26 protein-coding genes and 2 tRNA genes are annotated in these 24,779 nt (G+C 59.0%); 11 read left to right on the plus strand and 17 right to left on the minus strand.

The window, feature by feature from the left end; all coding sequences use genetic code 11:
• Window positions 1–6 precede the first annotated feature (6 nt).
• From CFter6_RS17145 to CFter6_RS17185, 9 genes are all read right to left on the minus strand, one after another.
• On the minus strand, window positions 7–1,017 hold the full coding sequence (locus CFter6_RS17145) for an SIS domain-containing protein (protein WP_061540954.1): 1,011 nt from the start codon (window positions 1,015–1,017) through the stop codon (window positions 7–9).
• A gap of 7 nt (window positions 1,018–1,024) precedes the next feature.
• Entirely contained in the window at window positions 1,025–2,197 is a 1,173-nt protein-coding gene (nagA, locus tag CFter6_RS17150; protein WP_082814843.1) for an N-acetylglucosamine-6-phosphate deacetylase, read from the minus strand.
• On the minus strand, window positions 2,194–2,928 hold the full coding sequence (locus CFter6_RS17155) for a GntR family transcriptional regulator (RefSeq protein ID WP_014006962.1): 735 nt from the start codon (window positions 2,926–2,928) through the stop codon (window positions 2,194–2,196). Before CFter6_RS17155 ends, nagA begins: the two co-directional genes overlap by 4 nt.
• Entirely contained in the window at window positions 2,922–3,884 is a 963-nt protein-coding gene (locus CFter6_RS17160) for a glucosamine kinase nucleotide-binding domain-containing protein (protein WP_061540955.1), read from the minus strand. Before CFter6_RS17160 ends, CFter6_RS17155 begins: the two co-directional genes overlap by 7 nt.
• A gap of 174 nt (window positions 3,885–4,058) precedes the next feature.
• Window positions 4,059–4,493, minus strand: a complete 435-nt coding sequence (locus CFter6_RS17165) for an ExbD/TolR family protein (protein ID WP_085959144.1) — start codon at window positions 4,491–4,493, stop codon at window positions 4,059–4,061.
• A 103-nt stretch (window positions 4,494–4,596) separates the two neighbouring features.
• On the minus strand, window positions 4,597–5,025 hold the full coding sequence (locus CFter6_RS17170; protein ID WP_061532667.1) for an ExbD/TolR family protein: 429 nt from the start codon (window positions 5,023–5,025) through the stop codon (window positions 4,597–4,599).
• A 2-nt stretch (window positions 5,026–5,027) separates the two neighbouring features.
• Window positions 5,028–5,975, minus strand: a complete 948-nt coding sequence (locus CFter6_RS17175) for a MotA/TolQ/ExbB proton channel family protein (protein WP_082814844.1) — start codon at window positions 5,973–5,975, stop codon at window positions 5,028–5,030.
• Between the two features lie 72 nt (window positions 5,976–6,047).
• On the minus strand, window positions 6,048–6,698 hold the full coding sequence (locus tag CFter6_RS17180) for an energy transducer TonB (RefSeq protein WP_061540956.1): 651 nt from the start codon (window positions 6,696–6,698) through the stop codon (window positions 6,048–6,050).
• 279 nt (window positions 6,699–6,977) lie between these two features.
• Window positions 6,978–9,644, minus strand: coding sequence for a TonB-dependent receptor (locus tag CFter6_RS17185; protein ID WP_236904348.1), 2,667 nt, complete (start codon window positions 9,642–9,644; stop codon window positions 6,978–6,980).
• Window positions 9,645–10,372: 728 nt separating this feature from the next.
• Between CFter6_RS17185 and CFter6_RS26055 the strand changes: the two genes are divergently transcribed.
• Window positions 10,373–10,519, plus strand: a complete 147-nt coding sequence (locus CFter6_RS26055; RefSeq protein ID WP_167351407.1) for a hypothetical protein — start codon at window positions 10,373–10,375, stop codon at window positions 10,517–10,519.
• A gap of 146 nt (window positions 10,520–10,665) precedes the next feature.
• Here CFter6_RS26055 and CFter6_RS25720 read toward each other — a convergent pair whose 3' ends face one another.
• Both CFter6_RS25720 and CFter6_RS17190 read right to left on the minus strand, forming a co-directional pair.
• Window positions 10,666–10,950 carry a hypothetical protein gene (locus tag CFter6_RS25720; protein WP_150118800.1) on the minus strand — a complete coding sequence of 95 codons (285 nt, stop codon included), beginning with the start codon at window positions 10,948–10,950 and terminating at the stop codon, window positions 10,666–10,668.
• A 6-nt stretch (window positions 10,951–10,956) separates the two neighbouring features.
• Window positions 10,957–11,883: an alpha/beta fold hydrolase gene (locus CFter6_RS17190; protein ID WP_061540958.1), complete on the minus strand. Its 927-nt coding sequence runs from the start codon at window positions 11,881–11,883 to the stop codon at window positions 10,957–10,959.
• A gap of 206 nt (window positions 11,884–12,089) precedes the next feature.
• Here CFter6_RS17190 and CFter6_RS17195 point away from each other — a divergent pair, with 206 nt between their 5' ends.
• From CFter6_RS17195 to CFter6_RS17220, 6 genes are all read left to right on the plus strand, one after another.
• Complete coding sequence (locus CFter6_RS17195; RefSeq protein WP_061540959.1) at window positions 12,090–12,542, plus strand: winged helix-turn-helix transcriptional regulator; 453 nt, start codon at window positions 12,090–12,092, stop codon at window positions 12,540–12,542.
• A gap of 177 nt (window positions 12,543–12,719) precedes the next feature.
• Complete coding sequence (locus tag CFter6_RS17200; protein ID WP_061540960.1) at window positions 12,720–14,051, plus strand: carotenoid oxygenase family protein; 1,332 nt, start codon at window positions 12,720–12,722, stop codon at window positions 14,049–14,051.
• Window positions 14,052–14,290: 239 nt separating this feature from the next.
• Entirely contained in the window at window positions 14,291–14,674 is a 384-nt protein-coding gene (locus CFter6_RS17205) for a nuclear transport factor 2 family protein (protein ID WP_061540961.1), read from the plus strand.
• Window positions 14,675–14,746: 72 nt separating this feature from the next.
• Complete coding sequence (locus CFter6_RS17210) at window positions 14,747–15,370, plus strand: LysE family translocator (RefSeq protein ID WP_061540962.1); 624 nt, start codon at window positions 14,747–14,749, stop codon at window positions 15,368–15,370.
• Between the two features lie 462 nt (window positions 15,371–15,832).
• Complete coding sequence (locus CFter6_RS17215; RefSeq protein ID WP_061540963.1) at window positions 15,833–16,081, plus strand: hypothetical protein; 249 nt, start codon at window positions 15,833–15,835, stop codon at window positions 16,079–16,081.
• Window positions 16,082–16,130: 49 nt separating this feature from the next.
• On the plus strand, window positions 16,131–17,324 hold the full coding sequence (locus CFter6_RS17220; RefSeq protein WP_150118801.1) for a hypothetical protein: 1,194 nt from the start codon (window positions 16,131–16,133) through the stop codon (window positions 17,322–17,324).
• A gap of 128 nt (window positions 17,325–17,452) precedes the next feature.
• Here the strand turns inward: CFter6_RS17220 and CFter6_RS17225 are convergent.
• Window positions 17,453–17,529, minus strand: a tRNA-Met gene (locus CFter6_RS17225).
• An 85-nt stretch (window positions 17,530–17,614) separates the two neighbouring features.
• Window positions 17,615–17,691: transfer RNA gene (locus CFter6_RS17230), tRNA-Met, on the minus strand.
• Window positions 17,692–17,822: 131 nt separating this feature from the next.
• Between CFter6_RS17230 and CFter6_RS17235 the strand changes: the two genes are divergently transcribed.
• The 4 genes from CFter6_RS17235 (at window position 17,823) to CFter6_RS17250 (ending at window position 21,057) form a co-directional block, all read left to right on the plus strand.
• Window positions 17,823–18,407, plus strand: coding sequence for an NUDIX hydrolase (locus tag CFter6_RS17235; protein ID WP_061540965.1), 585 nt, complete (start codon window positions 17,823–17,825; stop codon window positions 18,405–18,407).
• Between the two features lie 18 nt (window positions 18,408–18,425).
• Entirely contained in the window at window positions 18,426–19,154 is a 729-nt protein-coding gene (gene aat, locus CFter6_RS17240; RefSeq protein WP_061540966.1) for a leucyl/phenylalanyl-tRNA--protein transferase, read from the plus strand.
• Window positions 19,155–19,227: 73 nt separating this feature from the next.
• Window positions 19,228–19,953, plus strand: a complete 726-nt coding sequence (locus tag CFter6_RS17245; protein WP_061540967.1) for an arginyltransferase — start codon at window positions 19,228–19,230, stop codon at window positions 19,951–19,953.
• Window positions 19,954–20,013: 60 nt separating this feature from the next.
• Window positions 20,014–21,057 (plus strand): quinone-dependent dihydroorotate dehydrogenase, encoded by a 1,044-nt coding sequence (locus CFter6_RS17250; protein ID WP_061540968.1) that lies wholly within the window; start codon window positions 20,014–20,016, stop codon window positions 21,055–21,057.
• Window positions 21,058–21,112: 55 nt separating this feature from the next.
• Here CFter6_RS17250 and CFter6_RS17255 read toward each other — a convergent pair whose 3' ends face one another.
• From CFter6_RS17255 to cysW, 4 genes are all read right to left on the minus strand, one after another.
• Window positions 21,113–21,415, minus strand: coding sequence for a hypothetical protein (locus CFter6_RS17255; protein WP_041742162.1), 303 nt, complete (start codon window positions 21,413–21,415; stop codon window positions 21,113–21,115).
• Between the two features lie 326 nt (window positions 21,416–21,741).
• The gene (locus tag CFter6_RS17260) at window positions 21,742–22,734 is read right to left on the minus strand and encodes a CysB family HTH-type transcriptional regulator (protein WP_061540969.1); all 993 of its coding nucleotides are present in this window, start codon (window positions 22,732–22,734) and stop codon (window positions 21,742–21,744) included.
• Between the two features lie 10 nt (window positions 22,735–22,744).
• Complete coding sequence (locus CFter6_RS17265; RefSeq protein ID WP_061540970.1) at window positions 22,745–23,833, minus strand: sulfate/molybdate ABC transporter ATP-binding protein; 1,089 nt, start codon at window positions 23,831–23,833, stop codon at window positions 22,745–22,747.
• Window positions 23,830–24,735, minus strand: a complete 906-nt coding sequence (gene cysW / locus CFter6_RS17270) for a sulfate ABC transporter permease subunit CysW (protein ID WP_061542438.1) — start codon at window positions 24,733–24,735, stop codon at window positions 23,830–23,832. The genes CFter6_RS17265 and cysW overlap by 4 nt, the downstream gene beginning before the upstream one ends.
• Window positions 24,736–24,779 lie beyond the last annotated feature (44 nt).

The raw sequence follows: 24,779 nt of genomic DNA on the forward strand, positions 1-24,779 counted from the left end.
AATCGATTAATTGGTCTTGGTCACTTTGCTCAGATGGCGCGGACGGTCCGGATCCAGTCCGCGGGCGATGGACAGGTTGGCGGCCATGACATAGAAGGCCTGGATCGCCACGATCGGGTCCAGGTCCGGCGTCGGCGCCAGCGGCAAGGTGAGGTCGCGTTCGCTCACATCGGCCGGCGCTGCCAGCAATACACGCGCGCCGCGTCCGCGCATTTCTTCGGCCAGCTTGACCAGGCCGGCCTGGGTCGGCCCGCGCGTCGCAAAAATCAGCAAAGGGTAACCTTCGTTGATCAAGGCCATCGGACCGTGCTTGATCTCGGCGCCGCTGAATGCTTCGGCTTGCAGCACCGAGGTTTCCTTGAATTTGAGGGCCGCTTCGAGCGCCACCGGAAAACTGGTGCCGCGCCCGACCACCATGATGCGCGAGGCCGGCGCCAGGACTTCGATGGCGGCCGACCAGTCGGTTTCGGTTGCCAGCTGCAGCGCAGCCGGCAAGGCTTCGATCTGCGCCAGGAACTCGGCATCGCCTTGCCAGTGCGCCACCAGGCGCGCGGCCGCTGTCAGGCTGGTGATGAAACTCTTGGTGGCGGCAACACTCAGCTCCGGGCCGGCATGCAGCGGCAAGCTCCATTCCGCGCTGTGGGCCAATGGCGAAGCCGCATCGTTGACCAGGGCCACGGTGGTGGCGCCGCCTTCGCGGAAATAACGGATAGGCTCAATCACGTCCGGGCTCTGGCCCGACTGTGAAATTGCAATGGCCAGCGCATCGCGGGTCAGCAGCGGCGACTTGTACAGCGTCACCAGCGACATCGGCAGCGAGGCCACGATGCGGCCCAGGCGCGCCATGATCAGGTAGGCGCAATAGTTGGCGGCATGGTCGGAACTGCCGCGGGCGACAGTCAGCACATTGGCCGGCTGCGCGCTGCGCAGCCGGGCGCCGAGCGCCGCATAACTGTCGGTGTCGCGCTGCAACTGCAAGGCTACGTGTTCAGCCGCGGAACAGGCTTCCTGCAACATGAGCGAACTAAACTTCTGTGAGATCAATGCTTTCCCCTTCTACATATACAGCGGTTAAATTGAGTTGCCGGTCCAGCACCACCAGGTCGGCATGGCAGCCGCTCGCCAGCCGGCCGCGCTGCGCCAGGCCGAGATGGTCGGCGGCATAAGTCGATACCCGGTGCGATGCATCGTCCAGGCTCAGCCCGAGTCCGACCAGGTTGCGCAGGGCCTGGTCCATGGTCAACGTGCTGCCGGCCAGGGTGCCGTCGGCCAGCCGCACGCCGCCCATGCATTTGTGGACTTGCTGGCGGCCCAGCATGTAATCGCCGTCCGGCATGCCGGTGGCGGCGGTTGAATCGGTCACGCAATACAGCCGGGGGATAGCGCGCAAGGCAGTCTTGATCGCGCCCGGATGGACATGCAGCAGGTCGGGAATCAGCTCCGAATAGCGGGCGTGCGCCAGCGCCGCGCCGACCATGCCAGGCGCGCGCGCCTGGAAGCCGGTCATGGCGTTGAACAAGTGGGTGAAGCCGGACGCGCCGTGCTCCAATGCTTGCACGCCGTCTTCGTAACTGCCCAGGGTATGGCCGATCTGTACCCGCATGCCGGATTCGCTGAGCGTGCGCACTACTTCCAGATGGCCGGCGATTTCAGGTGCAACGGTGATCAGTTTCACCGGCGCCATGGCGCTCAGGCGCGCCACTTTCTGCAAGGTCGCTTCCTGGGCGAAATCCGGCTGGGCGCCGAGTTTTCCAGGATTGATATACGGTCCTTCGAGGTGCACGCCGAGCACTCGCGCGGTGCCGCTACGGCGCTGGCGGCAGGCATGGCCGCAGGCTTCCAGCGCCTGCTCCAGGTCGCTCGCCGGCGAAGTCATGGTGGTGGCCAGCATGCTGGTGGTGCCGTGCCGGGCGTGGATGGCGGAGATGACATACACCGCGTCGCCGCCGTCCATGATGTCTTTGCCGCCGCCGCCGTGCACATGTAAATCGATGAATCCAGGCAGGATGTAAGGATCGTCGTTGTGCTCGGGATCGACCTCGGCGCCGTCAATCGCGGTGATATGGCCGTCGAAGCGCAGGACGCCGCTGATCCAGCCTTGCGGCGTCAATATGTTTCCCTTGAGCTCGCCCTTGAAATTCTCGCCTGGACTGCCTGAGTTGCCTGAATAGCCGCCCGCCTGGCCTTGACTCGTCATCGACGCAACTCCGCCACAAAGTCGTAGTAGTCGCTGCGGCAATAGGAATGCGACAGCTCGATCGCCGTGCCGTTTTCCAGGTAACCGACGCGCGTGATGTGCAGCATCGCGGCGCCGGTCTTGATATCGGCCAGCTTGGCCTGGTCGGCGCTGGCGTTGATGGCGCGGATGTGCTGCAACGCCCGCACCGGCGCCACGCCGAGCGTCTCCAGGTGGACGTACAGCGAATCCGTCACCGCTTTCGGATCCGGCAGGTAGTGCGCCGGGATGGTGGTGGTTTCGATCGCCATCACCACATCGTCCGCGGTGCGCAGGCGCTTCAGGCGCGACACCACCGTGTTGGGCGACAGGCCCAGCGCCAGGATTTCCTCGGCCACCGCAATCCCGGTTTCGCGCAGCAGCCATTGCGAACCTGGCCGGAAACCTCGCTGGCGCAGCTCTTCGCTGAAGTTGGTCAGGCGCGACAGCGGCTGCTCCAGCTTGGGCGTGATGTAAGTGCCGGAACCGCGCTTGCGGATCAGCATGCCGCGCTCGCACAATACGTCGATCGCCTTGCGCGCGGTGACCCGGGATATTTCGAGCGAATCGGCCAGGATGCGCTCGGACGGCAAGGCCTCGTCCGGTTGCCAGACGCCGCTGTTGATCTGTTCTGAAAGCCGGTTCACCAGCTGCAGGTATAAAGGCGTGTCGCTAGCGGCATCTGGCTTGAGTTTCTCTATCTGGGCTAGCATGTTTTTTTCCCTTTTAATCTTTCATCGATCAAACGCAGGGCGCCCGCTGCCGCATCTGCATGCGGCTTGACGACCAGCGCCAGCAACGGTGCGGGCAGGTACTCTCTTAAATGCGCGGCGAGGCCGCCGCACAGTGCAACCGGCAGTTGCCCCGAAGGGTCAAGCGCAGCAGCAATCCTGGCGACTTCCTGGCCTGCCTCCAGCATGATCTGGCGCGCCGCCGGGTCGCGCTCGGCGTGGGTCACCACGATCGGCGCCAGCTGAGCGTAACTGGTCTGGCTGGCGCCGGCCAGCCAGGCGAACATGCTGTCGCGATGGCTATCGAAATGGGTAGCGCAGCTGCGTTCGCAAAAATGGATCAGGGCACGCGCAAAATCGCTGCCCGGCGCCCTGCCGTCCAGCACCTGCTGGACGTGTGTGACGGCGCGCATGCCGAGCCAGGCGCCGCCTGCTTCATCGCTGGCGGGGAAACCCCAGCCGCCGACCTCGCGCCGCTTGCCGTCCGCCGTCAGCACTTCGCCGACGCTGCCGGTACCGATGGCGATGATGACGCCGGGCCGCCCCTGATGGGCGCCGACCAGGGTGGTGAAGGCATCGGTTTCCAGCACGGCATCGCCGAAACCCGGGTTCCTTGCAGAGAAATCGGCCGCCCACTGCTTGTTGTTGACGCCCGCCAATCCCAGGCCGATGGCCATTTTTTCCAGCGCCGGGCGCACCAGCCCGGCGCTGGAAAATGCTGCGTTGAGCGTTTCCAGCACCGCCGACCAGGCTTGTTCGACGCCGTGCATCAATCCCGATGGGCCGCCGTGGCCAAGCGCCAGCAGCTGACTTCCAGACGAACCGTCAAACGGTCCCCCGCCATGTGACGCGTCATTGCGCGCGCCGCTTGCAGCGCGCACAACGCGCACGCGGGTGCCGGTTCCACCGCCATCGACGCCGATCAGGTATTCAATCATGTTGTTGCATCCATCGCTTTCATCTGCCACTGGCATTGTTCTTATTAGCGGAAACAAACTGGATTTACTGTATGGGGACAGAAAGCGGCTGTCAATCGGTCTTTAAGTGGTATCGGCAAAACCACAAGAAACACCTTTCAGCGAGGCCTTTTCTGATTAAAAAGATACGGTTTCCTACTCCATGAACTGCTCATTGCCGACGATGCCGATCTTGGTGACGCCCAGCCGCTGCGCCGACGCCATCACGGCAGCCACCGACTTGTACTCCACCAGCTTGTTCGGCCGCAGGTGCACTTCATCGATATTGCCGCCGGCAACCACCGTTTTCAGGCGGTCTTCCAGTTCCGCGCGGTTCGCCATCGGCGTACCGTTCCACATCACTGTGCCGGTCGGATCGATATCCACCGTGTCGACCACCGGCAAGGCCAGTGGCGGCGGCGGATTACCGGTCGGCATGTTCAGCTTGATCGCATGATTCTGGATCGGAATCGTGATGATCAGCATGATGATCAGCACCAGCATGACGTCGATCAGCGGCGTCATGTTCATTTCCATCATCGGTTCCGGATCGTTGGCGTTGCCGCCGGAAGAACCTACATTCATACCCATTCAAATACTCCTAATGTTTCGAACGTCCTGCCTAATCAGTTGGGGACAGAGTAATTCGTCGCCCTCCGGCGCCTCTTAAACTCTGTCCCGCAAATGGTATGGCTTAATTCCGCGCAGGCGGTTCGGTAATAAAACCGATCTTGGCGATACCCGCCCGTTGCGCCGTCAGGATCACCTTGCCAATATATTCGTACTTGGTTTGCTGATCGCCGCGGATATGCAGTTCCGGTTGCGGCACGATGACCGCCACTTCCTTCAGCTTGGCCAGCAAGGTCGTGGTGTTCGGCACCAGTTGCTCGTTCCAGAACATGTCGCCTTGCTTATTGACCGCCAGGTTGATGTTCTCCGGCTTGGTTTTATAAGGTTCGTCGAATTCGTTCGGCAGCTTCACTGGAATCGTATGCGTCACCACCGGAATCGTGATCAGGAAGATGATCAGCAAGACCAACATGACGTCGACCAGCGGCGTCGTGTTGATCGTGCCGATCACTTCGTCTTCATCCCCATCGGGAGAGCCGAGTGACATCGCCATGATCAGCCAACCTTTTTATTGATATGGGCGACCTGGACCGCCGAGCTCGAGGACATCACGCCGCTCAGCAGGACCGAGTGCAGGTCGGCGCTGAACGAACGGATTTCTTCCATGGCGCTCTTGTTGCGGCGAACCAGCCAGTTGTAACCCAGAACCGCAGGCACAGCCACTGCCAGACCGATCGCGGTCATGATCAGCGCTTCACCGACCGGACCGGCAACCTTGTCGATCGAGGCCTGGCCGGCGATACCGATCGCTGTCAGCGCATGGTAAATACCCCAGACGGTACCGAACAGACCGACGAACGGTGCGGTCGAACCGACTGTTGCCAAAAATGCCAGGCCGTCTTGCAGGCGGCTTTGGACTTTTTCCACCGAACGCTGGATCGACATGGTGACCCAGGTGTTCAGGTCGATCTGTTCCAGCAAGGCGCCGTCATGGTGCTGGGTCGAGTTCACGCCGTTTTGGGCGATGAAACGGTAAGCGCTGTTTGGCTTGAGGCCGGAGACGCCTGCCTCAACGCTAGCGGCTTTCCAGAATGTCTTTTGTGCATTTTTTGCCTGGCCCATCAGTTTCACCTGCTCGATCAGCTTGGTGATGATGATGTACCAGCTACCCATCGACATCAGCACCAGGATGATCAGGGTGCCGCGGGCGACGAAGTCGCCGCCTTTCCACAGGGCGTCCAGGCCGTATGGATTATCAACGGTTTCCTTGGCTGCCGGCTGTGGCGGCGGAGTTGGGGTATCTGCCAGCGATGCTGCTGCAGTGTCGGCCGCTTTCGGCGCATCTGCGGCTGCTGGAGCTGGAGCCGACGCTGCGGCAGCCGATGCTGCGGCAGCCGACGCTGCGGCTGGTGTTTGGGCTACTGCCAGCGGCGCCAAGATCGTCGCGGCGGAGATCATCAGGGCGGTGACAAGGGCGGACAGGCGGTTACGAGTGATAGACATGCTGATGCTCCAAATTTTAGAAAGTAGATTGCCGCAATCGCGGCGTATTGGTTGGGTTGCGCCGATCTGCGCCTACTCGAGCTTCCAGACATACTGCATCCTGGTCGACGACTGAACCGCTTTGCCGTCGGCCATGGCAGGAGTGAAATGGCACAAGCTCCACGCTTTTACCGTGGCCCGGTCCAGGTCCTTGAAACCGCTGCTTTTTTCAACGGCGGAATCCAGCACGTTGCCGTCGGCGCCGATGGTCAGCTTGACGGTCACCATGCCCTCTTCTTCGTTACGCAAGGACGATCTCGGGTATTCCGGCTTGTCGCAATTGCCTGCAATCTTGGCGCTGGTGTGCGCGGGTCCTGCTTCGCCGGTGGCCGATGGCTGCGCCACGGAAGTCGGCAGGTCGTTGCTCGGCGGCTTGACGTTGGTTACCGCGGCAATCACGTTATCCTGTGGCGGCGGCGTTACTTTTACCTCTGGTGGAGGAACGAATGGCGGTGGCGGCGCGACCGATTTTGGCGGCGGCGGCACCGGCTTGTCCGGCGGCGGCGGTGGCGGCGGCTTGAACTCGTCGATGATCTTGGTTTCTACCGGCTCCTGGATCACCTCCACTACCTTGCGCGCCAGTCCGGTAAGCAGCGCATAAACGATAAGGACATGCAGAACAACAACCACGCTGATGCCAACTACATTATTGGAGGGATTTTTCCCATCCTGCGTGAAATCCATACAACGACTCCTGTTTGTGCGCCTGATTTACGGCAATCTCGGTGTTGACCATGCCGTCCGCCTGGCGCCTGATCTGTTGCCGGCCTGATCCGGGCGATCTGCCTGCATATCGTCAGTTTCATCTGCATCGGTAAAAAAACCGGAGAGCGTCTTGCATCCAAGCGCGTCACAACAACATCCGGTCATCTGCGCTCTCACGGCGAAATCAACGTCAACTCTCACTTCGATCTGAAACCGCCGGCATGCCGCTGTGGACGGCGGCATGCCGGCTTCTCGCTGCTAGAACTTCAGATGCGCATTCAGGTAGAACTGCCGGCCGTTCTTGTAGAACGCACGCGGCTGGTCTTCATTGAGCGCGTAGTACTTCAAGGTCGGGTTGTTCAGGTTCTGTGCATCCAGCGTGAAGGACAGCTGTTCGCTGTACTTGTAGCCCAATGACATCGCCAGGGTGCCGACGGCGTCTTGATAGAACGCCGTGCTGCGATCCAGGCCGCTGTAGAACGCGCTGCGGTAGTTGTACGAAATACGCGCATTGAAACGTTCATCTTCGTAATAAGCCGTCAGGTTGGCGGTACGCTTCGAGGCGCCGACCAGGGGACCATTGGTAGAGTCATAGGCGTTGATGAAAGTGGCGTTGGTGGCGAAACCGAAGTTTTTACCCAGCGGCATTTCATAAGCCAGTTCGATACCGTTCACCGTGCCGCTGGTATTGATCGGCACTGTCAGCTGGTAATCCGCCATGTAGTTGGCAGGATGGTCAGGCGTGCTGGTGACATAGCTCCTGGTGACCGTGCCCAGGCCGACATAGCTGGTCAGGTTCATGTTGAAGATACTGGCGGACACCAGGGAACGCGGAGCGAAATACCATTCCAGCGAAACATCGAAGTTATTCGATGTGATTGGCTTCAGGTCAGGATTGCCGCCGGTGCCGGAACCGATTGAACCGAATTGCGCCGGTGGCGACAACGATACCTGGCCAGCCAGCGCCGAGTAATCCGGACGGGTCATGGTCTTGGACGCGGCGAAGCGGGCAATCACATCCTTGCTCAAGTCGAACTTCAGGTTCATGCTCGGCAACACGTCGACGTAGCTGTTGTCGTCGTGCTGCCTGACGAACGGACCGAAAGCAGAGGTCGTGATGGCACCCGGCGCGGTAGCCGGCGCGGCGACGTTGGAGATGACGCTCTCCTTGGTCTGGACCACGCGCAAGCCGACATTCCCGCTCCAGCGGTCACCCTCAAGATTGGCCTGCAGGTAACCGGCCGTATTCTTTTCCTTGACCGAAAACTCGGAATTCCAGTCTTCACGCGTGACCGGATCGCGGTTGGTGAAGGCGTTGTACGCTGCCAGCTGGCCCGGCGAGTAATACCAGACGTTGGTCGGGAAACCGCTGCCGAGGCCGCTGCCGAAATTGCCCGGGAAATTCTGATAACCCTGCGGGAAATTGGCGGGATCCTGGGCTGCAGCTGTCGGACCTTGGCCGATCACGCCTTCGGAACTGCGTTTGTGGTCGTTATAGCGCAAACCAAACTGCAGCGTCTTCAAGGTACCCCAGTCAGTGGAATACTCGCCGTCAACCTGTGCCCAGTTTTCCTTGTCCTTGACGTTGATGTTCTGGTCGCCGAAGATCCAGCCGAACGTTGTGCTTGGGCCGGCAGGGCTGGCATTATTGGTTGCGCCCAGGTTCCAGTTGGCAGCCGTGCCTGTTCCGTTCAATTGATAACCTGCGCCTGCACCGACGCCGACATTCCATTCCGCTACGTTCTGGGTCGGTGTTTTCCCTTCGCCGGACGAGGTGCCCAGCTTGGTGGTGAAGGTCAGCGAATCGCTTGCACGCCACTTGGTGCCGAGCTCGACGAAGTTGGCGCTGGCGCTTTCGTCCGGACGTGAAATCTGGTCGTAGACGCCGTAGTTGGTGCCCGCTACAGGGGCAAAAGTAGCCGATGTCAGCGTATTGTTTTTCACCGTGTAGCCAGGATTCGGCGATTGACCCGCGCCGGCGTTGATGACTTGCGCACCCCAGAATTCATAACTGCGGTTGTAGTTGGCCGCCTTCATTTCCGAAGTGAAGGCGTTGACGTCGAACGAGAAGTCGTTGCTCACCTTGAACTGGGCATCGATCAAACCGCCGGTGCGCTTGCGCTGCTGCTCAAACAAGGCGGAGTTGATCAGGTTGGGCGCATATACGCCGGCCAGGTCCGGATGCGCGAGAGCGATCTTGCTGCCCGGAGCGATCTGGGTGTAGCCCAGGATTTCCTGCCCTTGCCGTTGCAGATGGCGCTCTTCCGAAAACGCCTGCACCAGGATGCCGAAGGTGTTGGCTTCGTTTTTCCAGTTCACCAGCGCGCTGATTTGCGGATCGGTCTTGCCCGGCAAATCGGCATACACCGCGCCCAGGGTTGCTTCTGCCGTAAATTGTTTCTTGAACTCCAGCGGCTTGCGGGTAATGATGTCGACCGAACCGGCGACTCCGCCTTCCACCAGGTTGGCCTGGGAGCTCTTGTGCACCACTACCGACCCCACCAGTTCGGAAGGCAGCAGCGTATAGCTGACGCTGCGGCCGACTGTTCCCGATTGGTCCAGCACGAACCAGTCGCCGGATGCCACGTTGTGGCCGTTGATCAGCGTCTGCGTCAGGCTCGGGCTGGTGCCGCGCATGCTGACCCGGTCGGCTTCATCGAAACCGCCTTCGGTGGCGCCGGCGTTACCGATGGTGACGCCCGGCACGCGCGACAGCGAATCGGCAACGTTCTTGTCCGGCATCTTGCCGATGTCTTCGGCGGTGATGACTTCCACGTGCGAGTCGGCGTTACGTTTCTGAGTCAGGGATTTTTGCAATGAACCGCGGATGCCGCTGATGGTGACCTGTTCAATGCCACCCTTGTCGGCGCTCTTGCTGTCAGCTTTCGAAGCTGCGTCATCTGCCTGCTGCGCATATGCTGGCATGGCTGCCGCCATGACCAGTAGCGCAACTGCAGATGCTATTGGTGTTAAATTTTTATTCACTTACCGTTCTCCCCATCGATTGCGGCCCGCAAACCCCAAGCAGGCCATTTTTTTCATTGACTTCTCCACGCTGTGGCTTGAGGTCGCTTCAGGCCGACAAAGGGGAGAACCTTTTTTTCGATACAGTCGCCAATACAACAAGATCCAACCAACAAGACGCTGCATAGCGCCGCCTGTAAAACACCTGCCCCTGCCGGTCTTTCTCCAAAAAAACCGTCCGGGGAAAATGCCGTGCGTACCCTGCCCCCGCACCAAGCTTCCGCATCTGCCTTACGCCCAAGCTCACCAATTCCCTTTGGAAACGTTGCGCTGGAGACACTCTAGGGACCGTAAAAGTGGCTGTCAATAGGCATTCAACTGGTATTACATAAATAAATTATTGGTATCAAAATTACTATTTCATATATCTATATATACCGTTGTTTACATTCACTATTTCTCAAACTACATGACTGTTGTTTAGTGGAGTGGACTGGTCGCTTTTTTTCAAAACAGGGTCAAGAAAAATGAAAATTTTCTCGGAAATCAGAATTTGAGGATTTTGCGCGGAACTTCTTCAAACTGGACAAGTCGCCGCGCCTTCATCTCTTTTTTAGTCTCTATTTCCTGCGGTTTCTCCTATGAAAATACGGAATTTTCAAACGACAAAAGTATCGCTGGAATTTATATTGAAACGCCAAAAAAATCAGGAGAAACCGACTATTTCAAAGTTTTTTTATTTTTTTTCAGGAGAGTTGGAAAGCCATCAGACAAATGAAGCGGCATTACTTGGCGGCACTAAACACGCTGCGTTGCAGCATCATGCAAAACCGTAGAGAAGCGGCCAATGCCAGTTCGAATTGGTAGTTTTTTTGTAATACCACTTTGGTGCGAGGCTGGCACCAAAGTGGTGAGCAACAACTACCTCGAAACGACGGCAACGCCCGGTCGGATACCCGCGCTTACTTCAAAAAAACGGGATTTACAGCAGGCAAAACACCGGGCCGGCGATCGGCAGCACGGTTGATTTGAATGCAATGGAAAATGCACCAGGCGGATAAAACCGGTAGTAGACCGGGGGTGATATTGGTGCATCGCGGAACAGCGCATTTGATCCAGGTTCAGTGCTACGGCTGCGTAGCCAGCCTGTACAGGTCCGTACAAACTGGCTAAACAGAACAAACCCCAGGCGCGTCGCGCCCGAGGCTTTTTGTGCAAGAACAGTTTCTTTCCTGCGTAGTGGCGGGAACAGGATTTGCCCCGCCAATCCGGCTCAAGTTTGTGTCTGCCGGATGAACTGCACGATGAGCGCAGCGATTTCATCCGGCGCGTCCTCGAAGCAGTAATGACCGACCCCGGCCAGCCGATGGATCGGCGCCTTCGGGAATATCTCTGTAAATAACGGGAGCAGATGCTCCGCATGCAGCGTCCGGTCCGCCATGCCCCAGATGGCGAGCGCCGGCTTGGCCCGGATCGTGCGATCGGCTGCCGCGTCGGGTGTCTCGAAGCGATGCGCCCCGATGGCCGCGCCTTTTGCCCAGCCGATGGCGCCGCGACAGTCCGCGGCGCTGGCGAAACGCGAACCGTAAGCGGCGAGCCAGGTGTCGGTGATCAGGGCGTGGTTCTCGAAACCATTCAGCTTGAGTGTGCTCAGGATGTTGAAACCAAGCTGACCCAGCACCGTTTCCAGGTTGCCGTCCTTTTCGGCTTTCTCGATCCACTGGAACCACGGCGCCACGCCGACATTCGCAGTCCATCGCTCGACAAGATCGGCCTGGCCGAACGGAGTTGGTCCGTTGGCCGAGATCACCCGAAGAATACGGTCCGGATGGCGGGCGGCCAGGCCCATGCCGACGGGACCGCCGAAATCATGCAGCACGAGAGTGATGTTGCGCAGGCCGAGCGCAAGGACAAAACGTTCCAGGTTGTCGATGTGATCCTGCAGCCAGTAGCTGCGCTCCTGCGGCGTCGCGCTCTTGCCGAACCCCATGTGGTCGGGGACGACCACGCGCCGGACATCGCTGAGCGCCGGGATCAGGTGGCGGAACAGATAACCCCAGGTCGGTTCGCCATGTAGGCATAGCACCACTTCTCCATCGCGCGGCCCCTCGTCGACATAGTGCATCTGAAAACCGGGAGCATCGGTGAAGTGCGGCGCGAACGGGAAACTGCCTCCGAAAGTGTGGTCTGCTGGGGTCATGGAAAACCTCTTTCAAAATCGTTAGTAAGGGAATAGAACCGGTTGTCTCATATGGGGCATGCCTCACTATCGGACTCCCGGTCAATTTAGTTTCATATTGAAACCAATTGTTTTATAGCAGACGTGGTTTTATAATGCAACCACAAGATCCACAGAAACCTATATTCGCGGCAGGCCAGCTTGCCAAGACAGGAAAGAGATAAGCAATGGTCAAACGAACCAGCCATAAAGGGGCCAGCTGCCCGGTCGCGAGGCCGCTGGATGCGATTGGCGACTGGTGGTCGCTCCTCATCATCCGCGACGCTTTCGACGGTTTGCGGCGCTTCGGCGAATTCCAGAAGAGCCTGGGCCTGGCAAAGAACATCTTGTCCTCACGGCTGAAGAACCTGGTGGAGCACGACATCCTCGACACCGTGCCGGCGTCCGATGGCAGCGCCTACCAGGAATACGTGCTGACCGAAAAGGGGCGTGGACTGTTTCCACTGCTGGTGGCCTTGCGCCAGTGGGGCGAGGACTACTTCTTCGAGCCTGGCGAAACCCACGTGAGCCTGGTTGACGTCAAACGAGGACGACCCGTGCGCAGGCTGGAGCTCCGCTCCGACGACGGCCGGCTGCTGGGCCCGGCAGATGCTGTAGTGAAGCCCGCCTTGCTTACGTAATTAACCATAAGCAACTGATCCCGCCACGATTGCCGCAGCCAAAGGAAATATCGCATTGTTTTTACCCGGGTTTTATTGACCGGATATTTATATCCGGGTATTATTTGCAAAACTCGACTGACCCAGTCATCTTCGAGTGGATGCCTACCCGATAAAAACGATAGAGGAACAACAAACATGGCTGCGATCAATTTGAACGCCGGCGCCGGCGCGCCTGTCGCCGATGAAGTCGACCTGGTCGATCTTGCCGTTACTGGAACAGTTCCGCAGGATCTTAATGGGGCGCTGGTACGCAATGGCCCCAACCCGCTGCGCGGCCGTTTCGAAGGAAACGATGTGCTGTCCTGGTGGCCGGAAGCCGCCATGCTGCATGCAATCTCATTTCAGGACGGCCGCGCAACGGGCTATTGCAACCGCTGGGCCCGCACGCAGCGATGGGCGCAGGTGTACGATCCAGACGCCGTGACATCTCTGCTCGATACGAATCCTAACGTCAACGTGCTCCATCACGCCGGCGAGATACTGGCCCTGGCGGAAGGCGGCGCTCCGCTTGCCATGACAGCCAAACTCGAAACCCTGGGAGCGGCGCGCCGTCACCCGGGACTGGCAGGCGGCATGACAGCCCATCCAAAAGTCGATCCGCAGTCAGGCGAACTGATGCTGTTCCGGGCCGATTGGAACAAACCCTGGTTGCGCTACGGGGTGACAGACGCGCATGGCGCGCAAAGCGTCGACGTTGAAATCGAACTGCCGTCGCCGTCGATGATGCACGATATGGCGATCACCGCCACCTATAGCGTCCTGCTCGACCTTAACGTTGCGTATGACTTCTCGATGCTGTCTCGCGGCCATCGCATGCCATTGCGCTGGCATGACGAGCGCAAGGCACGGATCGGCGTAATCCCTCGCTATGGCAGCAAGATTCGCTGGTTTGAAGTCACGCCCTGCTTCATCCTGCATGTAGTGAATGCGTACGACGCAGATAAATCGACGGTTGTCCTGGATGTCGTTCGATATCCATGGTATTTGCGCCTCGCGGACGACATGGCGGCTTTTGAGGAAAATCCGCCGGGCGTCCTGTGGCGCTACGTCATCGACCTGAAGAGCGGAACCGTGACAGAAAAGCAGATCGATGATGCAGGTATCGAGCTGCCTCGCATCAACGAAACCCGGACGGGCCGTCCTTATCGCTTTCTCTACGCTGTAGAACAACCTGCAAATATAGAGATGCGAGGCATCGTTCGCTATGACCTCGCATCCGGTTCGACGCAGCGATATCAAGTTCCGGCAGGCGACCAGAACAGCGAACCGGTGTTCGTGCCGCGTCCCGCCGCCTCCGGTGAAGATGACGGCTGGGTACTGGTCTGTGTATATCGCCATGCAACGGACACCAGTGACCTGGTAATCCTTGACGGCCAGGATATCGAAAAGGATCCGATCGCGACGGTGCACCTGCCCAGGCGGATTCCCGCGGGATTTCATGGGGCGTGGCTGCCAAAAGATTGTTAAGTCCGGCGAAGATGCTCGCTCCCGGCATCAGCCTGCTTTAATTCCCAGCTATAGCCGCAGGTAACATTCATTGTCAATTTAATAAAAATGTTTCTTGACGATGTAGCGCAATGGACCTAAATTATTTCTGCATCCAGATAATGCGGCATATTTTTTCAGATTGATTTTTCGAAGCCAGTGAGCCAATGGCGACGAAGAATATTCCGGAAAAACCATCGACGCCAACCTAGGAAACCCTCATGGAAACCAACAAGCAGATAGCCCTTCGAGCATTGATCGGAGCATTCATTGACCGGGATCCAACTGTCGTCGACAAATATTTTGCGGCGGACTATATCCAGCATAACCCCACTATCCCGAACGGTCCGGCTGCGATCAAGGAACTGATCCCCAAATTGCCCAAGGATTTTTCTTACCAGCCAGGCATGGCGGTCGCCGAAGGCGATCTGGTGATGGTTCACGGCCGTTACCTTGGCTGGGGACCGAAGCCGATGGTCGCCGTCGACATGTTCCGCCTGAAAGACGGCAAGGTGGTTGAGCATTGGGATGTCATGCAGGAAGAAGTCCCGGCGTCCGCCACCGCAAGCGGCAACCCGATGTTTTCTGCGCCGGCAGCAGCCTGACCAGGCCGATGTGCCATTAACGGCGGTCAATAGTATGATCACTGGACATCAGGCACACAGCAAGGGATCACTATGTCATTTTCACTCTGGCTCTCGTTCGTCGCGGCTTCTGCGCTGGTTATTGCGATTCCCGGGCCGACCATTGTTCTGATCGCTACCCACGCGGTGAGTTATGGGCCACGTGTTGCCGCAGCCATGGTGCTGGGTTCCGCCTTGGGCGGTGCGACAGCCATGGCGGTGGCAATGGCCGGCCTGGGAGTGCTCCTGACCACGTCGACCGTGGTTTTCACTTGCCTCAAGCTGGTCGGCGCTGCCTACTTTTTCTGCCTGGGCGTACGCATGTGGCGCCAAGGCGCAACGAAGCTGGCGGCGCCGCAGCCGGCAGCGCGCGTCGGCCTGCTGAAGGTATTTTTCCACGCCTTCCTGGTCACTGGGCTGAACCCGAAAGGCATCGCCTTCTTTGTCCTGTTTCTACCGATGTTTATCGACAAGCACGCACCCTATGTGCCGCAGATGCTGATCCTGATTCCGACCATGGTGGTGTTAGGGCTGGCAAACGACAGCTTGTATGCGCTTTGCGCCATAAGGTTACGCAACGTAATCCAGCGCGCTAGCGTAATGAGGGCGATTAACCGGGTCGGGGGCACAATCCTGGCTGGCCTTGGGGTCGCAATAGCGATGCATCGTTCGTCGTGAATGTTTGACTCGCCCGCGCAGGCCATTTCAGACACAGTCCAATTGCTGCACTCCACGGACACCAAAATACCTGTGCGTGACAGGCGCCAGAATGAAAAACGGACCAGCTGCCAAGCCAGTAGCTGGTCCGTATTTTTCTGGTTGCGTGGCAGGATTCATACCTCTTCTATCTATCCGCCTGAAATGGCGCATCAACCAGCGGCAGCGGGGTCGATTGCCGCCTCCATCATTACAAGCCACACCAGGCCACCTCAGCCCCCGCAAATACTAGAAATTGCAAAAACCGCAAGGTCTGGCGATGGCTGGGAAAGCCTCCCTTTTCAACCTGGTCATCGCGCCCGTGCTGTGACAGCAAAGCCCCCAAGGTTACAAACACTTACAAGTTTTCCATAGGAAACATGCCCCCTTTTTTCTTTCCGACGGGCATGACTAGTAAGAGCGTATCAACAGCAGCCAGCTTCGTTGGCGTTCTCCGCACATGAATTTCAGAGATTGGGTGCAAGAGGCTTTGCATTCGTCGGGGAGAAGTCGCTTCCAGTGAAGACGGCTTCGTTTTACACAAAAAAATCAGGTGCTGGATTTGCTGTCACTGCCATGGCGATCGTCACGGTAGTGCTGCCAGAAAGGACAGGTAAGTACCGACGGGCCCATTTGAACTGGATTTCACTGACGCTGATCGCGATGGTTATTTGCTTCCAGCGCCGCCTGTGACACACATCAAGAACTGTTTGATCAACAATTCAATTTGATAGAGAAAAAAATGCACTCATTTACAAAAAAGAGCACATATTTTTTTGCGGCAGCTCTCGCTGCCGCTATTGCAACCAGCCCAGTCACCGCTGCGGCAGCTGAACCCGCCGTTTTGAACAACACCGCGTTTTCACCCGCGGCAGCCGTCAATGCTACTGTGGTTGTGGAAACACCGGCATTGCACACCTGGCACGAAAAAATGAAGAAAATCGGTCCGCCTGCAGAGGGTTGTTTTCATGCTTCCTATCCTAGCGCCAACTGGGAGAAGGTAGCTTGCGGGCCGCGGCCGACCTATCGCTCCAGCAGGCCTATCGCTCCCTCGATTCTGTCCTCATCTGCCGCCCGCTCCTTGAATAAGGACGAGGTAACACCACAGATCGTTGGCAACGGCACCGATTATGCCGCTCAGGCGGCGGGAGTGATTCGATCTGCGACGGGTAGTTTCCCGGCCGTCAGCGGAGTGAAATCTGAAAAGGGCATCAATGTCCTGTTCGGTGGCTCAATGTCCAATGGAACCATCGGGGCGAATCAATATACCTTGCAGCTCAATACGGATATAAACGCATCTTCGACTGCATGCGCCAAACTTGGCTACGGCTCTTGCCACGTTTGGGAACAGTTCATCTACTCGACGGATGCCTATACGGATGGAACCCATCCCATGGCCTTCATACAAAGTTGGGTGTTCCCGTCGCAGGCCGACTACGACAGCGCTGGCTGCCCAGCCTTTGCCGGCTGGGACGATGCCACGGACAGCAATGGCCCCGCGTGCGTTCATAACAGCAACGGCATCAGCACCGCCCAGTTCTCCATCGCTCAACTGGCAAATATGAAGCTGTCCGGCTCCGCGTCGTCGACCGGCAATGATGTAGTGACCCTGACTGTCGGCAAGGATGTCTATGCAGATAAAGTGTCTGACAGCACGGTTTTTGCCGCACTCTGGTGGAAGCAGGCGGAATTCACGCTTGTGGGTAACGGTGGCGGATCCCAGGCATCCTTCAACAAAGGTTCCTCCGTCGGTGTAAAACTCGCCATAGACGATGGCGGCACCCATGCACCGACATGTCTTGGCCCTGATGGACATGGGTCCACGGGAGAGACCAATAATTTAACATTGGGCAAATGTACCGTCGGCGCCGGAACGGCTGCCAACGGCACCATCGCAGCAACGAATCCCTACATTCAATTTACTGCTGCTAACTGAGGCAGGCTGAAAAAGGTGGTGGCCAACGCCCGTCATTGGGTGTTGGAAAGTCTTGGACTAGAACCAGGTAAGCAAGGCAGAAATTAAAACGGACCCGCTACTAAGCTAGTAGCGGGTCCGTCTTTTTTTGGTTGCGGGGGCAGGATTTGAACCTACGACCTTCGGGTTATGAGCCCGACGAGCTGCCAGACTGCTCCACCCCGCGTCTGAATATAAAAAGCCTTAAGCGCTTTCCACTTAAGGCTTGATGCGCAAGAATAGCCCATTACTGCTAGCCTTCTTGCTGTAACTGGTTGCGGGGGCAGGATTTGAACCTACGACCTTCGGGTTATGAGCCCGACGAGCTGCCAGACTGCTCCACCCCGCGTCTGAAGAATGAAAGTATATAGTGTATTGCAGTGCAATGCAACCAATACAGACAATCGGATTAAGAACAGCCCTATCTAATGGGCAATGCTAAACTCCCAAACTACCGATTCAAACTACCTATTGCCGCCTATGAAATTTTGTTCCGAATGTGCGCATCCCGTGAGCCTGCAGATTCCGCAGGACGACAACCGCATGCGTTATGTCTGCAGCAACTGCGGCAGCATTCATTATCAGAATCCGAAAATGGTGATCGGCTCCGTTCCCGTGTGGGAGCGCGATGGCGAACTGCGCGTGCTGCTGTGCAAACGCGCGATCGAGCCGCAATATGGTTACTGGACCCTGCCCGCGGGTTTCATGGAAAACGATGAGACCACCGGCGACGCCGCCCGCCGCGAAACCCTGGAAGAAGCCGGCGCGCGGATAGAACTGCACGAGCTTTTTTCGCTGCTCAACGTCCCGCATGTACATCAGGTGCATCTGTTCTACCGCGCCACCTTGCTCGATCTCGACTATGCCGCCGGCATAGAAAGCCTGGAAGTCGGCCTGTTCACCGAGGCCGAAATCCCCTGGGACGAAATCGCCTTTCCCACGGTCGACATTACCTTGCGCGCCTTCTTTGCCGATATCCGGAAAATCCGCCAGGAAGGCGGCCAGTTCAGCCTGCATACGCAAGACATCTTCAAATCCATGCGCGCCGGCCTGGCGCCTAAGTAAGAAGCAGGTGGAACGGCGATGATCCCCTGGCTTGAACTGGACAGCCCGTTTCCCGACGTCAGCACGGCGCTGACCGACGAAGACGGCGCGGACGGCTTGCTGGCGGCCGGAGCCGACCTGTCGCCGCGGCGCCTGCTGGATGCATACCGGCACGGCATCTTCCCCTGGTTTTCGGAGAACCAGCCGATCCTCTGGTGGAGCACCGATCCGCGCATGGTGTTGAAGACTGAGCAATTCGCCGTTTCCGCCAGCCTGCGCAAGACCTTGCGCAAGGTGCACCGCAGCGCCTCTACGGACCGGCGCTGGCAGGTCCGCTTCGATTTTGCCTTCGAACGCGTGATGCGCGAATGCGCCGCGCCGCGCCGCGACGGCGCCGGCACCTGGATCTCGGAAGACATCGTGGCCGGCTACCGCGCACTGCACCGGCTCGGTTATGCCCATTCATCGGAGGTCTGGCTGGACGGCAAACTGGTGGGAGGCGCTTACGGCGTCAGCATCGGCCATATGTTCTACGGCGAATCGATGTTCACCCGGGTCAGCGACGCTTCCAAGATCGCCCTGGCTTACCTGGTGCACTTCCTGCGCCAGCATGGCGTGGCGATGATCGACTGCCAGCAGCAGACCGAGCACCTGGCCTCGCTGGGCGCGCAGCCGATAGCGCGCAGCGAGTTCCTGCGGCACTTGAGACAGGCCATCGCCCAGCCGCAAATCCACGGCTGGCGCCCGCTGCCGCTGTTCAGCGATTAAGGCGCTACAAACTCTTATGCAAACCGGAATTACGGTGTAAATTATCAGTTATGAGTCATCAGCCGGAATGCACATGACGCACTTAAAAGATCTGCCTTTTTCGACCCTGCAGTTTTACGCCACCGCGCCTTACCCGTGCAGCTACCTGGACCACCGCCAAGCGCGCTCGCAGGTGGCGACGCCGTCGCACCTGATCAACGCCGATGTCTATTCGGAGCTGGTGAAGAACGGTTTCCGGCGCAGCGGCATCTTCACCTACCGGCCGTATTGCGACGGCTGCCAGGCCTGCACGCCGGTGCGCACGCTGGTGGCCTCGTTCCAGCCCAACCGCAGCCAGCGCCGCGCCTGGGACAAGCACAGCCAGCTGACCACGCTGGTCACCAACCTGGCTTACGTACATGAACATTACGACCTTTACCTGCGCTACCAGACCGCGCGCCACTGCGGCGGCGGCATGGACCAGGATAGCCGCGACCAGTACGCGCAGTTTCTGCTGCAGAGCAAGGTAAACACCCGCCTGGTCGAATTCCGGGAAGCCGACGGCACCCTGCGCATGGTGAGCATCATCGATGTGCTGAACGACGGCTTGTCGTCGGTGTATACCTTCTACGATCCCGATGTGCCGGGCGCTTCCTACGGCACCTACAACGTCCTGTGGCAGATCGGCCAGGCAAAACAGCTCGGCATGCCCTATGTCTACCTCGGCTACTGGATAGAGGAAAGTCCGAAAATGGCTTACAAAATCAACTTCCAGCCGCTGGAAGCGCTGCGGCAAGGCGAATGGAGTGCGCTAAAATAGCCACCGCGGTTTTTGCCGCGCCTATTTCCCTTTGATTGCACTACCTATATAGCCTCTACCGTGCCAGCCAAACTCCTGTACGCCTTCGCCCGCCCCGCCCTGTTCTCTCTCGATCCGGAATCCGCCCACAACCTGACGCTGCCGGCCTTGCGCCGCGCCGCCGCGCTGGGACTCACTTCGCTGCTGGGCAAGACGCCGGCCGATCCGCGCACCGTGATGGGCATCAGCTTTCCCAATCCGGTGGGCCTGGCCGCCGGGCTGGACAAGGACGGCGCTTACATCGACGGCCTGGCCGCGCTCGGTTTCGGCTCGATCGAAGTCGGCACGGTGACGCCGCGGGCCCAGGCCGGCAATCCCAAGCCGCGCATGTTCCGCCTGCCGGCGGCTAACGCCATCATCAACCGCATGGGTTTCAACAACGGCGGCGTCGACGCTTTTGTCGCCAATGTCCAGGCTTCCCGCTTTTACCAGGAGCGGCAAGGCGTGCTAGGGCTGAACATCGGCAAGAATGCCGATACGCCGATTGAACGCGCCGCCGAGGACTACCTGCACTGCCTGCAGAAAGTCTATCCCTACGCCAGCTACGTCACCGTCAACATTTCCTCGCCCAACACCAAGAACCTGCGCCAGCTGCAAGGCGCTTCGGAACTCGACGCCCTGCTGTCGCAACTCAAGCAGGCGCAGCAGAAACTGGCTGACCAATACAAGCGCTACGTTCCGATCGCCTTGAAGATCGCACCGGACATCGACGCCGAACAGATCAAGACCATCGCCGACGCCTTGCTGCGGCATCAGATAGACGGCGTGATCGCCACCAACACCACCATCAGCCGCGATGCCGTCAGGGGCTTGCAGCACGAGAATGAAGCCGGCGGCCTGTCCGGCGCGCCGGTGCTGGCCTTGTCCACCAGCGTGGTGCGCCAGCTGCACGGCGAACTGGGCGATGCCTTGCCTATCATCGGCGTCGGCGGGATTTTCAGCGGCGCCGATGCGCAAGCCAAGATCACCGCAGGCGCATCGCTGGTGCAGGTGTACAGCGGGCTGATCTACCGCGGCCCGGCGCTGGTGCGCGAATGCGCGGCGGCCTTGCGCGGGCGAGATTAAAAAAAACAGGCAGCGCCAGTTTCCTGGGGCCGCCCGGCGTTGCGCTGGCCTGCTTTTATTTCGCAGCCATTTTCGATTTGACCAGACCGACGATCACCATCAGTATCGCCCCGCCCACGCCGCCGCCGCCGACGTTGCTGATAATGGATGTCAGATCCATCCCGCCCGCCGCTGCGCCGGCGCCGGCTACAGCGCCTCCGGTCAGGGCCGCAAGCAATCTGCTGCCAATGGCGCCGCCGACAATGCCGGCGATCGAATTACCCACCGGGCCAAGGTTAAACTTACTTAATATGCTGCCTGCAATGTTGCCGCCGGCGGCACCGCTGACCAGTCCGATTATCAGTTGTGTCCAGTCCATAGAGAGCTCCATTTACGTGACGTCGATTAATCAATCAAGTGTTTACCCGACCCGTCTGATACGCCCGGACTAGCCGGGTAATATCAGCAAGGCAATTCAGTATAGGACGAAGCTGATTGTTAAGTGGCAACTTTTTTTGCTGCAATGCAACCATGGACCGTCCCGGCAAGACGCCTGGCGGCAAAGAAAAAGCCCGCTGGCCTTGCGGCAGCGGGCTAAATCCGAACCCGAGGAGGAACGGAGGAGACAAACGAAATCGTAGCGTCTGAATATGACAAGAACGTGACCCAGACCCTGCTCAAGCAGGTTTAGAAGCGGCGCTCGGCTCAGGCGATTTTCAGGATGCGTTGTTCAAAATCAGCCTTGTGTACGCTGTTGCTGCCGGCGCTGTGCGGCTCCGCCTGCAATGCTTCGACGATATCTTCACGCTTCAGCTGCGGCGCAAACTGCAAGATGAAATCGTAGGTGTAAGAGCGCAGGTAGGCGCCGCGCCGCACTGCCAGCCGGGTTACATTGGACGCCAGCAGATGCGACACCTCGATCGAGCGCAGGCCGTTCTGGCGCGTATGCTCGGTCGCCATCGAAGCCACCAGGCCGACGCCGAGGCCGAGCGACACGTACTGCTGGATGACGTCGGAATCCATCGCGGTCAGCACGATATCCGGCGTGATGCCGGCAGTCCTGAATGCATCGTCGATATGGCCGCGGCCGGTGAAACCGATATCGTAGGTAATCAAGGGGTAAGCCGCCAGGTCGGCCAGGCTGATCGGTCCGCTGATCTCCAGCAAAGGATGATGCTCCGGCACCACCAGCACATGGCTCCATTCATAGCATGGGAAGGAAATCAGTTCCTTGAACTGGGTCAGGCCCTCGGTGGCGATGCCGACGTCGGCCTTGCCCGATATCACCCAGTCGGCGATATGTTCCGGCGAGCTTTGCTGGAGGGCGATGCGGACATCCGGGAAACTGGCGCGGAAGCCCTGCACCACGCGCGGCAACGCATAACGCGCCTGCGTATGGGTAGCGGCAACCGTCAAGGTGCCGCTGGTTTCGCCCGAATACTCCTGGCTGGCCTGGCGCAGATTCTCGGCTTCCTGCAACAGCCTTTCGACGATCTTCAGGATGCCCTTGCCGGGATCGGTCAGGCCGATCAGGCGCTTGCCGTTGCGGATGAAAATATCGACGCCGAGCTCTTCTTCCAGCTCGCGGATCTGGCGGCTGACGCCAGGCTGCGAAGTAAACAAAACATTTGCTACTTCGGTCAGGTTGAAACCGCAACGCGCTGCTTCGCGGATAGAACGTAGTTGCTGGAAATTCATAATATTCTCCTTAGCGTGTTGCTTGCTGATCGACGAAAACTTGCAGGCGGCGCGGACGCACCACCAGGGTTTCGCCATCTTTTAAATCGAGCTGCTTGAAGCGCTCGCTGGAAATCACCGCTTCGATCAGGCCGTTATCCGCACCTTCGGCGCCGTCGCTGCGCTCCAGTTCCAGCTGTGCCAGCGGTCCGATCGCATGGGCGCGGCGCAGCTGCACCACGATGCCTTCAGCGCCGGCGCTGTAGCGGTCGATTTCGAGGTCGTGCGGCCGCACGTAGCCGATGCCTTGCGCGTCCTGCGCCGCAGCGTGTTCCGGCGCCTCGAAACTGGCGCCGCCGGTATCCAGCACGCCCTGGTGCACGCGGCCGTGGAACAGGTTGACGTTACCGAGGAAACCGTAGACGAAAGGCGAAGCCGGATTCTCATATACCTGCTGCGGCGCGCCTACCTGTTCCACATTGCCCTTGTTCATCAGCACGATCTGGTCCGCCACTTCCAGCGCTTCTTCCTGGTCGTGGGTGACGAAAATGCTGGTGACATGCAATTCGTCATGCAGGCGCCGCAGCCAGCGCCGCAATTCCTTGCGCACCTTGGCGTCGAGCGCGCCGAACGGCTCGTCCAGCAGCAGCACGCGCGGTTCCACCGCCAATGCCCGCGCCAGTGCTATGCGCTGGCGCTGGCCGCCTGACAATTGCGGCGGATAACGGTCTGCCAGCCAGTCCAGCTGCACCAGTTCCAGCAAACTGGTCACTTTTTCCCGGATCGCGCTGTCGCTTGGACGCTGAGCGCGCGGCTTGACGCGCAGGCCGAAGGCGATGTTTTCAAACACGGTCATGTGCTTGAACAGCGCATAGTGCTGGAACACGAAACCGACCTGGCGCTCGCGCACATGGCGCGAAGAAGCGTCTTCGCCTTCCAGCAAGACCTGGCCGCTGTCTTGCGCTTCGAGGCCGGCGATGATGCGCAGCAGAGTGGTCTTGCCGCAGCCCGAAGGCCCCAGCAGCGCAGTCAGTTCGCCCGTGGGGAATTCCAGCGATACATTGTTCAGTGCGACAAACTCACCGAAGCGCTTGTTGATGTTGCTTACCTGGATGCTCATGCCTGCTCCTGTCCTGATTGATGCGCGGCGCCGTGCGGCAATACCGTCTCGCGCAAACGCCATTCGATGAACGATTTCAACGCCAGCGTCAGCAGCGCCAGAAACGCCAACAGCGAAGCCACGGCAAACGCTGCCTGGAAGTTGTATTCGTTATAGAGAATCTCGACCTGCAAGGGGATGGTGTTGGTCTCGCCACGAATGTGGCCGGACACCACCGACACCGCACCGAACTCGCCCATGGCGCGCGCATTGCACAAGATCACGCCATACAGCAGCCCCCACTTAATATTCGGCAAGGTCACATAGCGGAATGTCTTCCAGCCGGAGGCGCCCAGCACCAGCGCCGCTTCCTCTTCCTCGCTGCCCTGCGCCTGCATCAGCGGAATCAGTTCGCGCGCAACGAAGGGAAAGGTGACGAACACTGTCGCCAGCACGATGCCCGGCACCGCAAACAGTATCTTGATGTCGTGTTCGCGCAGCCATGGGCCGAACCAGCCCTGGGCGCCGAACAGCAGCACATAAATCAGGCCGGAAATCACCGGCGAAACCGAAAACGGCAAATCGATCAGCGTCAGCAAGATATTCTTGCCGCGGAATTCGAACTTGGCGATGGTCCACGAGGCGGCGACGCCGAACACCAGGTTGAGCGGCACCGCAATCGCGGCGGTCAGCAAGGTCAGCTTGATGGCGCTGATCGCATCCGGCTCGATGATGGCCGCGAGATAAGCTTCCCAGCCCTTCTTGAACGCTTCGGCAAATACCGACAGCAACGGCACCACCAGGAACAGGGCCAGGAACAGCAGCGCCACTGTCATCAGCAATGTGCGCACCCACAGCGGCTCCAGGGTAGCGTTGGGAACATGGACCGGTTCGCCCCTGGCTTGTGGCCTGGCAGCGGGCACTGCAGCAGTGGCCGGATTGACGGGCGAGTCAAAATTGCTGGCGG

It is taken from the genome of Collimonas fungivorans, from assembly GCF_001584145.1.
Classification (GTDB): Bacteria; Pseudomonadota; Gammaproteobacteria; order Burkholderiales; family Burkholderiaceae_D; genus Collimonas; species Collimonas fungivorans.

What these genes read in the sequence shown, in the direction of transcription:
- CFter6_RS17145 (WP_061540954.1), bottom strand. Translation starts at nt 1,017, where the DNA reads ATGTTGCAGGAAGCCTGTTCCGCGGCTGAACACGTAGCCTTGCAGTTG.
- nagA (WP_082814843.1), bottom strand. Translation starts at nt 2,197, where the DNA reads ATGACGAGTCAAGGCCAGGCGGGCGGCTATTCAGGCAACTCAGGCAGT.
- CFter6_RS17155 (WP_014006962.1), bottom strand. Translation starts at nt 2,928, where the DNA reads ATGCTAGCCCAGATAGAGAAACTCAAGCCAGATGCCGCTAGCGACACG.
- CFter6_RS17160 (WP_061540955.1), bottom strand. Translation starts at nt 3,884, where the DNA reads ATGATTGAATACCTGATCGGCGTCGATGGCGGTGGAACCGGCACCCGC.
- CFter6_RS17165 (WP_085959144.1), bottom strand. Translation starts at nt 4,493, where the DNA reads ATGGGTATGAATGTAGGTTCTTCCGGCGGCAACGCCAACGATCCGGAA.
- CFter6_RS17170 (WP_061532667.1), bottom strand. Translation starts at nt 5,025, where the DNA reads ATGGCGATGTCACTCGGCTCTCCCGATGGGGATGAAGACGAAGTGATC.
- CFter6_RS17175 (WP_082814844.1), bottom strand. Translation starts at nt 5,975, where the DNA reads ATGTCTATCACTCGTAACCGCCTGTCCGCCCTTGTCACCGCCCTGATG.
- CFter6_RS17180 (WP_061540956.1), bottom strand. Translation starts at nt 6,698, where the DNA reads ATGGATTTCACGCAGGATGGGAAAAATCCCTCCAATAATGTAGTTGGC.
- CFter6_RS17185 (WP_236904348.1), bottom strand. Translation starts at nt 9,644, where the DNA reads ATGCCAGCATATGCGCAGCAGGCAGATGACGCAGCTTCGAAAGCTGAC.
- CFter6_RS17190 (WP_061540958.1), bottom strand. Translation starts at nt 11,883, where the DNA reads ATGACCCCAGCAGACCACACTTTCGGAGGCAGTTTCCCGTTCGCGCCG.
- CFter6_RS17195 (WP_061540959.1), top strand. Translation starts at nt 12,090, where the DNA reads ATGGTCAAACGAACCAGCCATAAAGGGGCCAGCTGCCCGGTCGCGAGG.
- CFter6_RS17200 (WP_061540960.1), top strand. Translation starts at nt 12,720, where the DNA reads ATGGCTGCGATCAATTTGAACGCCGGCGCCGGCGCGCCTGTCGCCGAT.
- CFter6_RS17205 (WP_061540961.1), top strand. Translation starts at nt 14,291, where the DNA reads ATGGAAACCAACAAGCAGATAGCCCTTCGAGCATTGATCGGAGCATTC.
- CFter6_RS17210 (WP_061540962.1), top strand. Translation starts at nt 14,747, where the DNA reads ATGTCATTTTCACTCTGGCTCTCGTTCGTCGCGGCTTCTGCGCTGGTT.
- CFter6_RS17220 (WP_150118801.1), top strand. Translation starts at nt 16,131, where the DNA reads ATGCACTCATTTACAAAAAAGAGCACATATTTTTTTGCGGCAGCTCTC.
- CFter6_RS17235 (WP_061540965.1), top strand. Translation starts at nt 17,823, where the DNA reads ATGAAATTTTGTTCCGAATGTGCGCATCCCGTGAGCCTGCAGATTCCG.
- aat (WP_061540966.1), top strand. Translation starts at nt 18,426, where the DNA reads ATGATCCCCTGGCTTGAACTGGACAGCCCGTTTCCCGACGTCAGCACG.
- CFter6_RS17245 (WP_061540967.1), top strand. Translation starts at nt 19,228, where the DNA reads ATGACGCACTTAAAAGATCTGCCTTTTTCGACCCTGCAGTTTTACGCC.
- CFter6_RS17255 (WP_041742162.1), bottom strand. Translation starts at nt 21,415, where the DNA reads ATGGACTGGACACAACTGATAATCGGACTGGTCAGCGGTGCCGCCGGC.
- CFter6_RS17260 (WP_061540969.1), bottom strand. Translation starts at nt 22,734, where the DNA reads ATGAATTTCCAGCAACTACGTTCTATCCGCGAAGCAGCGCGTTGCGGT.
- CFter6_RS17265 (WP_061540970.1), bottom strand. Translation starts at nt 23,833, where the DNA reads ATGAGCATCCAGGTAAGCAACATCAACAAGCGCTTCGGTGAGTTTGTC.